Annotated in this window: 8 protein-coding genes; all 8 read left to right on the top strand. The window is 34.0% G+C overall.

Annotated features, from left to right (window positions below; translation table 11 throughout):
* Positions 1 to 191: 191 nt before the first annotated feature.
* The 8 genes from HMPREF1140_RS02915 to HMPREF1140_RS02880 all read left to right on the top strand — a co-directional run bounded on the left by HMPREF1140_RS02915 (position 192) and on the right by HMPREF1140_RS02880 (position 15,346).
* A complete protein-coding gene (locus HMPREF1140_RS02915; protein WP_009662641.1) occupies positions 192 to 1,550 on the top strand; it encodes an ABC transporter substrate-binding protein in 1,359 nt (452 codons plus the stop codon).
* A gap of 96 nt (positions 1,551 to 1,646) precedes the next feature.
* Positions 1,647 to 2,537: a carbohydrate ABC transporter permease gene (locus HMPREF1140_RS02910; RefSeq protein ID WP_009662579.1), complete on the top strand. Its 891-nt coding sequence runs from the start codon at positions 1,647 to 1,649 to the stop codon at positions 2,535 to 2,537.
* Between the two features lies 1 nt (position 2,538).
* The gene (locus HMPREF1140_RS02905; protein ID WP_007591734.1) at positions 2,539 to 3,369 is read left to right on the top strand and encodes a carbohydrate ABC transporter permease; all 831 of its coding nucleotides are present in this window, start codon (positions 2,539 to 2,541) and stop codon (positions 3,367 to 3,369) included.
* Positions 3,370 to 3,371: 2 nt separating this feature from the next.
* The gene (locus tag HMPREF1140_RS02900; RefSeq protein WP_009662609.1) at positions 3,372 to 5,705 is read left to right on the top strand and encodes a transglutaminase-like domain-containing protein; all 2,334 of its coding nucleotides are present in this window, start codon (positions 3,372 to 3,374) and stop codon (positions 5,703 to 5,705) included.
* Positions 5,705 to 7,015: an alpha-L-fucosidase gene (locus tag HMPREF1140_RS02895; RefSeq protein ID WP_009662714.1), complete on the top strand. Its 1,311-nt coding sequence runs from the start codon at positions 5,705 to 5,707 to the stop codon at positions 7,013 to 7,015. The genes HMPREF1140_RS02900 and HMPREF1140_RS02895 overlap by 1 nt, the downstream gene beginning before the upstream one ends.
* 9 nt (positions 7,016 to 7,024) lie before the next feature.
* Positions 7,025 to 7,702, top strand: coding sequence for a copper homeostasis protein CutC (locus HMPREF1140_RS02890; RefSeq protein ID WP_009662486.1), 678 nt, complete (start codon positions 7,025 to 7,027; stop codon positions 7,700 to 7,702).
* A gap of 608 nt (positions 7,703 to 8,310) precedes the next feature.
* The gene (locus HMPREF1140_RS02885) at positions 8,311 to 14,913 is read left to right on the top strand and encodes an RHS repeat-associated core domain-containing protein (RefSeq protein ID WP_009662612.1); all 6,603 of its coding nucleotides are present in this window, start codon (positions 8,311 to 8,313) and stop codon (positions 14,911 to 14,913) included.
* Positions 14,914 to 14,926: 13 nt separating this feature from the next.
* Positions 14,927 to 15,346 carry a hypothetical protein gene (locus HMPREF1140_RS02880; RefSeq protein WP_009662540.1) on the top strand — a complete coding sequence of 140 codons (420 nt, stop codon included), beginning with the start codon at positions 14,927 to 14,929 and terminating at the stop codon, positions 15,344 to 15,346.
* Positions 15,347 to 15,701 lie beyond the last annotated feature (355 nt).

The raw sequence follows: 15,701 nt of genomic DNA, 5'->3' as shown, positions 1-15,701 counted from the left end.
ATAACCTTATATTTTTAACTTTGACTAAAATATAACTATTGATATGCGTTTTAATCAAAAATTCATTGAAATAATTATACATGGGTGAGTTTAAAATGACAAGAAATCTATAAAAATTCCATGGGATGTAAGAATCTAAATTGCTATAATCAGAGCATAAATTTTGTATCGTGTTTTTTAAGGAGGAGTTTATGAAGTTAAAGAAAATTGCGATGCTGGGTATGACATTGGCACTATCAATCGGAGCACTTGCGGCTTGCGGTTCGGGAAAAAACGGAGGCGGTGAATCACAAAAGGCAGCCGATTCCGCAAACAGTTCAGGCGATTCAAGTGAAAAGATTAAGATAAGACTACTTACCCGTATGGCAGGAACTTCAGATATAGTAAAAATCTACAACGGTATTATAGATGAATTTAAGGCGAAGCATCCTGAAGTTGAGATAATTGACGACTCACAGGGAGATGAGAGCGCATTTAACAATATCTTATCAACAGATATGGCTTCAGGTAAAATGGCTAATATTTATCGTGTACAGGGTGTTGCAAACCTTCAAAAGTATATTGATAACGGATTCCTGTTGGACGTTACACCATACCTTGAGGCGGACCCTGAGTGGGGTAAGAGTTTTGCACCGGGAGCATTGTCATACTACAGTGTTCCGGGTAAAGAGGGAACTTATGCAATTCCTATGGAGTCGGGTCTTATAGGTGTTTATTATCATGAGGATATATTAAAAGAGGCCGGAGTTGAGAAATTCCCTGAGACATGGGATGAGCTTTTAGCAGCAATTGATAAGTTAAATGCAAACGGTGTTACACCTATTGCTTTAGGCGAGAGCTCAAACTACATGGGTGGACATTTACATGATCAGATTTTCTATAAGTGGCTTGGAACAGAGGCTGCAAAAGAACTTGGAAACAGAAGCAAGAAGTGGACAGACCCTGATGTTGTACAGACACTTCAGTATATCAAGGATTTAATTGATGCTAAGGCATTTGATCCTAATGCTGTAGGTATGCAGGATGATGTGGCGATGACAGCTTTCCAAAACGGTGAGGCTGCAATGGTTGTTACAGGACCTTGGATGATCGGTAGATTTACAGATCCTGAGAAGACACCTGTAAATGAAGATATCAAACTTGCAAAATTCCCTTATTTTAAAGAGAAGCCGGAATATAAGAACTATGATATGCAGGTAATCAGCCCATATATGATAAACGGAAAGCTTGAAGGAAAAGAATTGGAGCTTACAATTGAACTTGTAAAGATGCTTACAAGCAAAGAAGCGGCAAAGAAATACGCGGAAGAAGCACAGTTTATTATGCCTATAGAGGGCGTTGATATTGATGAGAGCAAGGTAACACCTTTATTTGTGGAAAGCATGAAGCTTGGTGCTACAAGTGAGGGTATCGGAGTTGATGTATTTGACTTTGATGAACTTACATCTATGCAGGACAGAACAAGAAACTCAATTATGAGCTTATTTACAGGATCAAGTGCAGAGGAAGCAGCTGCCGAGATTCAGGCTGAAATAGATAATGCAAAATAAGAATAGCTTAGAGCCGAAATATAGGCTAAGCTTTTAGAGGTATTAGAGCTGTTTGATTTAGCAAACAGCTCTATTTTAAATATTAAGGAGACAAGAATGATAAAGTTAAAAACCACCAAAGCAAAATTCACGATTTTTTTATTTATCTTACCGGCATTACTCCTATATACGATATTTCAGCTGATACCTATAGCCGGAGGAATATACTTCTCCTTTGTAGAGTGGGACGGACTGGCAGGTACCAAGCTGACATTTGTAGGTTTTGATAATTATATAAGTGCATTTCACAATAAGCAGTTTATACTTTCACTTTCAAATATGGCAAGGATGGTAGTATTCAGTGTGCTTTTACACACACCGATAGCGCTTCTTTTGGCTGTGGCCGTAAATGCAAAGCTTAAAGGATACAGAGTGTTTAAAACAATATTTTTTGTACCCACAGTTTTTCCTATGACTGCGATAGGTCTTATGTGGTACTTTGTTTTCATGCCTACAGGTGCACTTAATACTTTGCTTACAAATATAGGATTAAAGCAATTTGCCATTCCCTGGCTTGTAAATAAAGCAACCGCAATGAATACAATAGTAGGTGTAAATGTCTGGGCAGGAATAGGTTATTATATGGTAATCATATTGGCAGGACTTACAGTAATTCCGAAAGACTTATATGAGGCGGCATCTATTGACGGTGCCAATCCTGTACAGATGTTTTTTAATGTTACAATTCCTATGTTAAAGCCTACTTTGATTATGTGTATAGTTATGGATATCATAGGAAGTGTGAAGGTTTTCGATCTTGTGTATGCAATGACAAGCGGAGGTCCGAACGGACTTACAAACCTGCCTACAACTCTCATGATAAGTGAGGCATTTAAGTACAGCCATTATGGAGTAGGTTCCGCTATAGGTATAATTATAATGCTTATATGTCTTATAGGAACCGTTGGAAGTAATACATTATTAAACAGAGGAAGGAGAGTGGACTGATATGAAAAAATCAAATATAAGTATGAAGGTAATAGCATATACTTTCCTAATTATTATGGCAATAATATTTGTAATGCCCATGTTATTTACTATTATTTCTTCTTTGAAAACAAAGTTGGATATATTTTCAGATCCTTTTGCACTGCCTAAAAATCCGCAGTGGAGCAATTATGTTATAGCATGGAAAGATGCAAACATGAGTGCTTACTTTATAAACTCTGTAATACAATCAGGCTCAACCGTTATTTTAACAAGTTTGATTTCCACAATGGCTGCATATGCTCTGGCAAGATTTGATTTTAAACTTAATAAGGTTTTGGTATTGGTATTCATGCTTGGAATGATGGTACCGATGCATACTATCTTGGTTCCGGTATCTTATATTATAGGACTATTTAATTTAAAGAATAATATTTTTGCTCTGGTACTGGTATATGTTGCATTTAATCTTCCTTTCAGTATTATGGTAATGATTACCTTTATGAAGGGAGTTAACCGTTCTTTGGAAGAGGCGGCTATTATAGACGGGGCAAATTATTTCCAGATTTATTCTAAGATAATGATACCTCTTACATTACCTGCAATATCCACTATTTCCATATTTAACTTTATGGGCGCATGGAATAATATACTTTTCCCGCTTCTCTTTATCAACGATAAGAGACTTCGCCCGATTTCACTCGGACTTTTAAATTTCAACGGTGAAAGAGGATCTGAATACGGTCTTATGATGGCAGGTATAGTTATAACTGTTGCAGTACCTCTGGCAATTTATCTTTTATTCCAGGAAAAGGTTGAGAGCGGACTTGCAGCAGGTGCTGTAAAGGAGTAAATATGTGTGAATATTTTATTGAGATGGAAGACAGACTTAAAAATCATCCTTTTGCAGATTCGATAAAGAACTTTATTTTAAGTTTTGAAGATGAAGAACTTAAAAAATATTTGTCATTTTTATATTTACATATGCCGTATGCGGATATAGCAAATGTAGATAAGGAAGTGATTTTAGACTATGCAAAGTCAGGTGTGTACCTAAGAAATACAAGATGTAAAAATCTGGATGAAGATATATTTTTAAACTATGTTTTATTCCACAGGATAGGTAGTGAAAAAATAGTTGCAAACAGGACTTTTTTCTATGATCTTATAAAGGATATGCTTGGAGAATCTGAGACGGAAAATGTTTTGAAACTCAACTATTTTTGTGGCAAAAATGTTACCTACAGAACTACGGATATAAGGACCTTGGATCCGATAACAATATATAAGTCCTCTTTTGGAAGATGCGGTGAAGAATCAATTTTTGCAGTATCTGTTTTCAGAGCGGCAGGTATACCGGCAAGACAGATTTATGTACCGCTTTGGGCCCATTGTGATGACAATCATGCATGGGTAGAGGTGTATGTGGATAATGACTGGCATTATCTTGGAGCATGTGAACCTGAAGAAATACTTGATAAAGGCTGGTTTGATGATGCTTCAGCCAGATCAATGATAGTAAAAAACATATTGTATGGAAATATAAAAAAAGAGGAAAAGGACTATCTTGGATGTAATGCCGGACTTTATGAGATAAATCAAACAAAAAGATATGCTGATACAAAGCATATAAAGATATATTTATATGCCGGTGACAAAATTCTTTCAAATTTTGATTTTAATATCTGTCTTATGAATTATTCGATGTTTTCGCCTATAATAAAGGCAAAAACAGATGTATATGGAGAGTATGAGACAGATATAGGAATAGGAGATGTTTTCCTAAGCATGTATATCGATAAGAACTATATAATACCTTTAAACCTTAAGGATAAAAGTGCTTTTTATATTGATATAAATGATTTCGAGCCTGAGTACAATAAATATCAGGAAATATTTATTAATGTTCCACAGGCAAGTACAAGAAACAGAAAGAAATCTCCAAAAAAGAGAGAAAGCGAGTACAAAATAAAGGAATTTCCAAATGATACGGTAAGAAAAACGGCTGTATCTGAAGGAATGGAAAAGCTTTGGGATATACTCTCGGAGAAGGATAAGAGAGATATAAGTATAGAAGTGCTTAGGGACTGCTTTGATTCAAAGAATATATATAATGTAAATGTAGAAATATATTTAAACTATATTCAAAATCCAAGAGTTTACTTTGAACATCTTACCCCATGCAGACATGTTTTCAGAGATATATTTACAGATATAGAATCTTTACTGGAATTTGTTAAAGGAATAAGTCTTACAAGAGAAAAGCCGATTACAGGAGCAATAGGAGTATATAAAACAAGGATTTCAAATGCGCTTTCTGTAAAGATTTTTGCTGTTAATGTACTAAGAAGTATGGGAATAGCTTCTAAACTTGTAAATGCTGATGTATATGTATATGAGAATGAAGAATTCAGATTGCTGTCTGAACTTTCCAAGATACTTGATACTTTAAAGTATATAGACAGTTGCTGTATCAGGGAAGAGGTTACAAATACAGAAATATCTCATTTACATATTGAGGGAGATCTTAGCGGATTTGGAGAATCGTTTTCAATCTCAAAATATGACAGTTTTGAAAATAATCTTATATCTCTTGATAAGAGCAGTATTAAAGAACATATGGAATTGCCTGCCGGAGAGTATGTTTTGGCTACTCAAAACAGATTGCCGAACGGAAACATATGTGCAAAATATAATATATTGAATCTAAAACCTGCCGTTGAAAATAAGGTTAAATTGGAATATATGCAGGCTGATATAAATGATATGCTTTCCGCCTTTATATTGCCAAGGGAACTGGAGGAGAGGTTAAATATTTCCGATGACAAGATAAGACTTATTATGTGGATGAAGGAAGAAGAGGAACCGTCACAACATATTGCAAATGATCTTTTGATAAAAGAAGATCTTTTAAAGAATATGAAGTTAGACCTTATTTTTACAAATGAATTTGAAAATAAAGACAGTGCAATAAATGAACTATTGAAAAAAAGCTTGTATAATAATATTCATACAAACTTTGGTGAGGATCTGCAGGAGGCATTCGGAAGAAGTACTTTTGTAAATCATGAGACTTTGCCGATAGTTGCTCTTTGTAAGGGCAATAGGGCTGTATATGCATTTAGCGGTTATCAGGTAGGAAGCGGAAATCTGATAGAAAAGATAAGTGATCTTATAAAGGAGAAGTAATGAATAAACTTATTGAAGAGAGAACAAGAAGAACCGAGTGGTATAGGGATGCCAGATTCGGTATGTTTATACACTGGGGACTTTATGCAATACCTGCAAGAGGCGAATGGGTGCGTTCAAGAGAGAGGATAAAAAAAGAGGACTATGATTATCTGATGGATGAGTTTTCATGTGAGAATTATGATCCTAAGGAATGGGCAAGACTTGCAAAAAAGGCCGGTATGAAATATGCGGTGTTGACAGCTAAGCACCATGACGGATTCTGCCTTTATGACAGTAAGGTGAGTGATTTTAATTCCATGAATGCCGCATGCCACAGAGATCTGGTACGAGAGTTTTTGGATGCATTCAGAGCGGAGGGTATAAAGGTCGGTCTTTATTTTTCACTGCTTGACTGGAGACATGAGGACTATCCCCACTATGGTGATATGCACCACCCTATGAGAGATAATGAGGAGTGGAAGGGGTACAATCACAATTTTGATAATTATCTTGATTTCATGCATGCTCAAATAAAAGAACTTGTAACCGGATATGGAAAGCTTGATCTGATGTGGTTTGATTTTTCCTACGGTCCTATGAACTGTGATAAGTGGAAGGCAAAGGAACTTATGGAGATGGTAAGAGAGTATCAGCCGGATATTATCACAGATAACAGACTTGAGGGCAGTGCGGAATATGCAGGTACAATCAAAACATTAAACCCAAGTACTTATGCAGGTGATTTTGCATCACCGGAGCAAATGATACCACCTGAGGGAATTGTGGATGAAGCAGGCAACTCAATACCGTGGGAGGCTTGTATCACTATGAATAATAACTGGGGATATCACGCTCATGATAAGCATTTTAAATCCGACAAGCTTATAATCAGAATGCTTGTGGAATGTGTAAGCAAGAACGGAAATCTTATTTTAAATGTCGGACCTAAGGCAAATGGAGAAATACCGAAGGAATCTGTTGAAATACTCGAAAAAGTTGGTGATTGGATGAAGGAAAACTCAAAGAGTATTTACGGATGCGGAATTTCGGAATATAATAAACCTGAGTGGGGTAGATTTACTCAAAACGGAAAGTTTTTATATGCACATGTGTTTGAGGAACAGGCAGGTGCTATAGCTTTATGTGATATGGTCGGTAAAATAAAGAAGATGCGTCTTTTAAGAGATGGAAGTGAAATATTGCAAAGTAATTACTGGAATTTAAAAGAATTTGCAAAGGATGCTTTCTTCTTCTTTGATACATCTGCGAGCGATTGTTATCCACTTCCGGATGATAGAGATTCTGTGGTGGAGATAGAATTGAAATAGGGAGAGAATATGATTTTAGAGGCTTGTATTGAAAATATTACTTATTTGAAGGAAGTGGTAAATGCCGGTGCAAAAAGAATTGAGCTTTGTGACAATTTGGCTGTAGGAGGAACTACAGTAAGTGTCGGAGTAAGAGACTATGCCAAGTATTTTTGTGATTCAAATAATGTAGAGCTTGCAGTCATGATAAGAGCCAGAGGCGGAAACTTTGTATATAACAATATTGAAAAAGCGGTTATGTATAATGATTTAAAGGATATGGCAAAACAGGGTATAAAAAGAGCCGTAATAGGTGCTTTGAAAGAGGACGGAGAACTTGACAAGGAATTTATCAAAGAACTTGTGGGTGCACCTAAGTTTTTCAGAAAAGATATGGACTTTACATTCCATATGGCCTTTGATCAGATAGGTGTCGGATTAAATCCTGAGGAAGCCCTTGAAAAAAGACTGGAGGCAATAAAGACATTATCAAAACTTGGAATAGATACGATCCTTACACATGGTTATCATGAAAATAATGATATATTTGACAATATAGATACTCTTAAGGCATATATTGAATGTGGAAATGAATGCCATGTGGATATAATGCCGGGCGGTGGTGTAAGCTTTAAAAATCTGGATAAATTAATAAAGAAGCTCCCTAATATAGTTGCAGCACATGGAACTAAGATAGTGGAGATATAATCGTAAAACAGCAAAGGAAAATCAGTAATTAAGAGTTAATGAAGAGATTTTTGAGACAGTAATAACTCTTCAAAGCCTCCTTCATTTGATTGATATTTGAAATTAAAAGTACTGAACACATATAATTCATGAATTAAGAGCAAGAGCTCTTTGTGTCTTTAAAAGAATATTAGGAAAAACTATTTAAAGAAAAGGCATCAAAGATTTGAAGCTGTTTAAAAGGGTTAAGCATGAAGTAGTTAAAGATACGTTTGAATACAAAATCTTTCATGTGATAAATTTCATATAGTACACATTAAAAATTGTAGAATTCAAGATGGAGTATAGAATATTCATGTAGAATTAGGTATGCATGAAAAAATTCGAGACTTCAAAGTACTAATTTTTGAAAAGCGAGATATTTTATATCTAGGACTGCATAAATATTAAGCTAAGTATAACTCTTCTTTTAAAACAAAATTGAAACCTAAATAGTAGATGGACAAGAGAAAACTATTGCCAAAAATTGGATTTTTCTGTTGACAAAACTTATCTATATATTGTATAAAATCAGTGTAATTTGTATTTATAAATTAAATACTCGTAGTGTTAGAAAAAGGTGAATAGGAATGAAAAATAGAATAATATTTAAAAGTATTGTCACAGGGATTTTGAGTGCAAGTCTTGTTTTGGAGTCAATATTTCCAGCATTTGGTGTAAATATTGATAAAGAGGCTATAACAAGGTATTATTATTACAAGGATGCTCTTAGAGAGGCGAATGGGAGCATTGTAAAGCTGGAAAAAGCTGCAAGATTAAAGGGCGGATTTACAGGTGGTGACAGTAATGATATAGCATCAGCTATAAGAGATTATAAGGTGACTGATGAATCTCTACTTGGAGAAATGTCAAATACTGAATTTACCCAAGGTGTCAATGTTACAACAGGAAATTTTCTTTTAGCCGATGAGGATGTGAGCTTATCAGAAGATTTGTCTGTATACTATAATTCAATGAGTTATAAAACAGGGCTTTTTGGATTTGGCAGGTCCTTTGTCTATGATGAATCTATAAATCAAAGTAGTAATGTTATTATTTATAGAAGGTATGACGGGGCATGTATTAACTTTACATACAATGAAGGTTTATATTATTCAAATTTGAATCCTGAACTTTCAATAAAAAAAGAGCCTTCAGGTGAGTTCATTTTAAGAAATGATATCGGCGGGATTTTAGAAAGATTTGACGAAGATGGAAAGTTGCTGGAAATTTCAGATTTATCTAACAACAAAACACAGCTTCTATATAATAACGGGAAATTATCTAAAATTATTTTTGATGAAGAAAAAACATATGATATACAAATAAATAATTCAGGTTTTATCTCTGAAATAAGTTCAGCGGATATAAACCTGAAATATGATTATGATGATGACAGACTGGTATCTGTAACAAACACTTCCGGTGAAAAAATTATTTATAAATATGATGTCTCTAAGAGGCTTGCAAATAAATTTGATAATGAAGACAAAGAAGCTTTTCGAATATCATATAACACTGATGGAAGAGTTAAAAATATAATAATTGGTAATGATAAAGAAGTATCTTTTAACTATTTAGATGGAAAAACAGAAGTTTTAGATGAAAAGGGAAGTAAAGATTCCTATTTTTTTGATGAAAAGTACCGTGTAATAGGCATAGAGAGTAATGATAGTACTATTTCTAAAATAATATATGACAAAGCGATTAATGCACCGGAAGCATTAATTGATGCTTTTGGAAATTTCACAGCATACTCATATGATGATAAGGGAAGAATTACATCTATAACTGATGCTAATGGAGGGCTTACAAAGTATGCTTATAAAGACGGTATAGCAGATCCTGTAGAATTTATTGATGAGTACGGTGCAAAAACTGAAAATTCATATGATGATTCAGGAAATTTTATAGGAAGTAAATTTAATGGAAATCGAGTTTTAAGTATTGCCTATGATGATAGCGGAAATATCTCAAGTATAACAGATGCTCTTGGAGATGAAACCAAATACGAGTGGGATGAGTCAGGAAGAGTTATAGCGCAAATAGACGCCATGGGGAATAGAACAGGGTATAGCTATGTAAAAAATGAGAATATATCCACAGTCACATTAGCAGACGGAAATGTTTATAATTATACATATGATGATTTTGACAGATTGATTTCACAGGAGGAACCAAATGGATTGATCACGAATATAGAATATGATTCCGAGGATAGAATAATCAGGATTTTTGATAATAAGGATCTGGATGAAAAATATACATATGATAATTCAGGAAATTTACTTACAGAGACCAATAGCTTAGGTGAAATCATTAGGTATAAATATAATAGTGATAGCAGGATTACTAATATAGCCTATGCCGACGGTACAACTGAAAGCTTTTCCTATGATGAAGTCGGCAACTTAATAAGCAGTACAGATATATTTGGTACAGTTACAACTTATACCTATGATGCATTTGGGAATTTGACAAAAGAAACTACAGGAGATGACTTTACTGAGTATACATATGATGGTTTAGGTCAGGTTTTAAGTGAAAAAGATGGAGATGGTGCCACGGTTTTATATACCTATGATGTAAAAGGGAATATAACACAAGCTGTGGATGCTTTGGGAAATATCAAAAAATTTTCATATGATATAAACAATAATCTTATCATGTATACTGATGGGAACAATAATCCTATTCTATACCGCTATGATGCCCTTGGAAGAAATACAGAGATAATATATCCTAATGGGGCAAGTGAAAAGTATCAATATGATGCATTAGGAAATATAACTGAAATAACTGATGTTGATGGGAAAAAAGTTACCTATTCATATGATTCACTGCTAAGAATTACAAGAAAAGAGTATTCCACAGGGGAATATGAAAAATATATATATGATGCTGTTGGTAATATCACTTCTATTATTGATAATGCCGGAAATGAAATAAAATATAATTATGATTTATACGGTCAAATTATAGAGGAAAATAACTCCTTGGGTGAAAGATCCACTTACAGTTATGATAAGATAGGGCAGATAGTCAACGAAAGCAATAGTGAGGGTGAATTTAATTATACCTATGATACCTTTGGAAATATTCTGGAAGAATCCAATAGTTGGGGAGAAAAAAACAAATATGAATATGACTCCTGCGGTCAGCTTAAAAAAGAGAACTTATTCTCAGGAGATACTTACAGCTATGAATATGATAAGATAAGTAATCTTATAAAAGAGATTCATTCATATGGTGGAGAGAATGAAGAAACCCTTTATACAGTGAATGCGAAGAAACAGCTTTTAGACATAAAAAATGACAAGGATGAAGTAAAGTTTAACTATGATGCCAAAGGTCAACTAGTAAAAAAGGAAAGTAATGCAGGCGTTGAAAAATTCTCATATGACGGAAATGGCAATCTGATATCTATTACAGGAGTAGCTGGAGATGATACATATTTTACCTATAGTCCTAGAAATCTTGTTACCTCTGTAACACCTAACGAGGTTAATACAAAAAGGCCTGAAACAGGTTTGCCCAATGTGCAAAGCTTTAAAGTAGGTGATATTTCATATAAAACTAATACTGGTGGAGATTTACTGGAATTTACAGATGGAAATTTTCATATAACACAGTTTATCAGAGATAATCTTTCAAGAGTCATAAAAAGAAAAAATCCTTTGGGAGATATTGAAAGTTATGAATATGGTGAGTTTGACACACCTGTACGCATTATAAAGGCTGACGGCACAATACTAGAGTACACTTATGACAAAGAGGGACAAATTACAGCTCAAAGCAGGGTTATGGGTGGTGAAAAAAGAGAATTGGCAAGGTATAGATATGATTCCACTGGAAATGTAACGGAAGCCGTTGGAGAGGCAGGTACTTCCACATACGAGTATGACTTATTTGGTAACATTACAAAGTATACAGATAGCTTTGGTAAATCAGTCAATTATAATTATGATACTGCTGGAAATTTAATAAAGGTACAGATTGATACAGAAACTCCTGTACAATATACTTATGATGAAGTGAGTAGAATAACAGCTGTTACATATGGAGAAAATAAAACTGTCCGCTATGAATATGCTGATAATACAACTGCCACATATTTACCAAACGGTGAAATTATTACAGAAACCGTTAATGAAAATGGAGAACTGGTAAATAAGTCATATAAAGATACGTCTGAGGCAGTTATTGCCGAACTTACAATTTATTATGACGATAATGAAAGAATTGTTCAAAAGGCTGTTGCTTTTAAAAGAGAAGGTGTAAGTCACGAAAATGGTAATGAACAAAACCAAAACGATGAAAATAATTTTCAAAAAATTACTTATCAATATACCTATACCGATAGAGGTGAACTTTCCAGTTGCATAATTATAAATGATGAAGCTGTAGAAGACATCAGCTATACATATGACAATGCTGGAAACAGGCTTAGTGAAACACATACATCAGGTGATAAAACTGAAAATACAATTTTTAAATATGACGAAAATAACAGACTAATAGAAAAAAGTTCACCAGATGGTATTACATTATATACTTATGACAAAAACGGAAACCGTATATCAGCAATAAGTAATGATGAAAAATATACATATGTCTATGACTACAATGATAATCTGATTGAGGTAAAGAAAAATGATATCAAAGTATTCGAAGCTGTATATGATGCGATGGGCGAGAGAACTATTACAAGAAGTTTAGATTCTGAAACTGGAATTTTAAAAGAGAAAAGATTTATAAATGATGTAAGCTTTGACAATACTCAGGTGTTAAAGGTTTATGGCGAGAATAATGAAAGTAATTATCTATATGGAAATGAAAGAATTGCAAAGTATTCAAATGACTTTGAATCATTTTATTTTTCAGATAATAATGATAGCGTATTGGCAAAGTTTGGAGTCTCCAAAGATTTCTTTGCTTATACACCATTCGGCATAAAAGATGGTAATGAAGAAGACTTCGGATTTGATGGGGAATGGAGTGATAATACCAAATTATATTACCTTAGAGCCAGATATTATTCACCAAGTGATGGGGTATTTCTTTCTGAAGACAGCTTTGAAGGAGAATTGGATGAATCTTTAAGTTTAAACGGATACAGTTTTGTAGAAAATGATCCTGTTAATTATAATGACCCAGCAGGCTATAGAAAAAGTAGGTCAAAAGGCTCATCCAGATCAAGTTCTAAAAGAACAACTTCAAAATCAGGAGGAAGTAGAAGTCTATCCTCTAAGATAAGCTCAAAGTCCGGTTTAAAGCCAGTTTCAAGAGGAAGTAAACTTCCAAAATTAAAAAGTCAAAAGTCGGCTCCTAAAAGGTCAAGTGCAGCTCCAAAGAAAGCAAAGACTTTTGAAGGTAAACGGGTAGGGAAGGCAAGCAAAAGGCAAAGTTCAGCTATTTCAAGGAATCTAGCAAGGAGTACAACCTTAAACAGAAGTAGAAATTCAAGCAGACTTGCAAATAAGAGATTACCTCAAAGGGTGGGAAGATTCACACCAAATAAATTTGCCAGGGCGATTCGCTCAAGTACCGTCATCACAAGAAGAGCAAGTACAGCAAAAAAGCTTGTAAAATCTAAGATTCCTGCAAGAAATTATGCACGAGCTGATGCAGGCAAAATAAAAACACAAAGGCTTCTTAGACCGGTAAACACAATGGACTTAAAACCTAAAATTTATGTAAATGGAATGCTTGATAAACCTAAGACGATACCAAGTAAGTGGGATATTGCATATTCACAAATACAAAAAAATACAGCAGATTTGCAAAATAAGTTCCTCAACAATCCCATAGCTGCCTTGATTCCTATAAAAGCATATGGTGCAGGACTTGGTTGGATAACACAAAACATTAGAGTCTTGGACAGCACAGGTTTTATAAAGTTTCCAAATACTGGAATATATTATGACAATGTTAGGAATGCTTTAATTAAAGGAAGTACACAGCTTGGCAATGATATATATGCTAGAAATATTCCTTTAGTATCAAACTATTTAGGAAGTTTCTTAGGTGCAACTAATATGCCTGTAAACGCAGGGTTTATGTCAATGTGGGGTGCTCATAATAGAGGAATATTTATTGACGGCTTAGGCGGTACTTTGGACGGCATCGGGAATCTGATAGTACATCCTTTAGATACCTTAGAAGGTATTGCAGGAGTAATGGAAAATCCGGAGATGGTTTTACAGACGGGAACTAACTATGTTAATGAAAAACTTATCCATGGAACAATGGAAAGTAGGGCAAACTTTGTAGGAAGACTTAAGTTCGAAGTAGCAATGTTTATGGTGGGATCCGCTGCTAAAACTAAATATTTAACAAAAGGTGCTTCCTCTATAGCAAAGGTTGAAAAAGAACTTGATACTGCGATAGATATAGCTAAAGCATTTGATAAAGTAGATGATGCGGGTAAAGCTATAGATAAAGTATCAGATACTGAGAGGGCTGCGAAAGTAGCAGAGATAACGAATAATGCTGATGATGTGGTAAAACATAATTCTATAGCGGAGGGAATAGCAAAGAATGTTGATGAGGCTGCAAACGCAGGTATGGCGGAAGAGCCTAAGGTAAAGCTTCCTGATATTAATAAACCAAATGATCCTAAGATAGAAGTTCCTGAAATTAATAAAATAAGCGAAACTAAGCCTGTAAAACCAATTTTGGAAATTGGAGAAAATACTTCTGATGCGGTTAAAGCAGGTAAGGGAAGTGTAGTTGATGATGTAAAACCAGGAGATAAGAAAACACTGGCTGATAAAGTTGATGATGTAGCTAAAACGACGGATAAAGCTGCTAATATAAAAGAGGCGATACAAAAAAGTGATAATGCGAGAAAATGGGGAGTGCTTGAGGATGGAACAAATCAAGGCGTAAAACATTTTTCAGAATATTGGGATAAATTTCCTGAAAGAATTCCATCATTAGAAGAAAGATTGGGAGTAGCGCCTGGAGATTTTAATAATTCGCTTGAAGGTTTTAATAATTTTACGGAACAAGCAGAAAAAGTTGTACGTGAGGCGGAATTGAGTGGAAATGTAAGGAATATTAATGGGAAATCAATATACTATATAGACGGTGCAGCAAAACCAAAGAAAGGCGTTGTTGTAATTGTAAAGGATGGTAAATTTCAGTCAATGATGCCGAGTGATATAAAGTCCTTTAATAATATACAATAATTTGGTTATATTAATGAAGATAAAAATTAATAATATTTATGTAGACGGTTGGGAGCGATTTGTAGAAGGCAATACCCCTGATAATAGAAATATAACTGTTCATTTTCTTGAATACAGTGAGTATATTACTCAATATGAAATATCAAAGAAAAAAAAGATTGGGGATGTATTAGAGGGGGATATTAGAATAGATTTGGTTACTCATTCATTTATTACAAAAGATAAATTAATGTATATTCAACCTATTAAAGAATCGTCACATATAAGAGCAATTATAGAAGTAGAGAATGTGGAGGATGATTATTCTATTTATGCTAGAACAAACATATGTGACAAAAATATTTTAGTGGAATTTGAAAGAAAAGTTCAATATAATATAGGAGATAGGTTATATTTGGAGGGATCTTTAGAAATAGATTTGGATATGGTTTAATAAAAACATAAAGAACATATAATTTAAAATTTGGCTAAAGTGTAAATGTTAATGAAACCTAAAAAATAAAAATATTTAAGTTACATTTAGTTTTAAAGAATCGCTGAAGTGTAAAGTTTAATGCAACTAAAAAAGTGTGATTATATAAGTTGCATTTAGTATTACAAAAGCAAGGAAATGTAACATTTATAGTACAAAAATGATGCAATAAGTGTTACAATGTAAGTATTATGGAAGAAAGTTTGGGTGTGTAAATGCCATTTTATGGCATTACAAATAAGTGGACTTTAATCGAATTTTTTAAGTGTAGGACTAATTTCCACTTGTAAAATACCATTATAAGACACCCCGGTGG

Source organism: Lachnoanaerobaculum sp. ICM7 (assembly GCF_000287675.1).
Taxonomy (GTDB): domain Bacteria; phylum Bacillota; class Clostridia; order Lachnospirales; family Lachnospiraceae; genus Lachnoanaerobaculum.
This window is presented reverse-complemented; position numbering and strand designations above follow the sequence as displayed.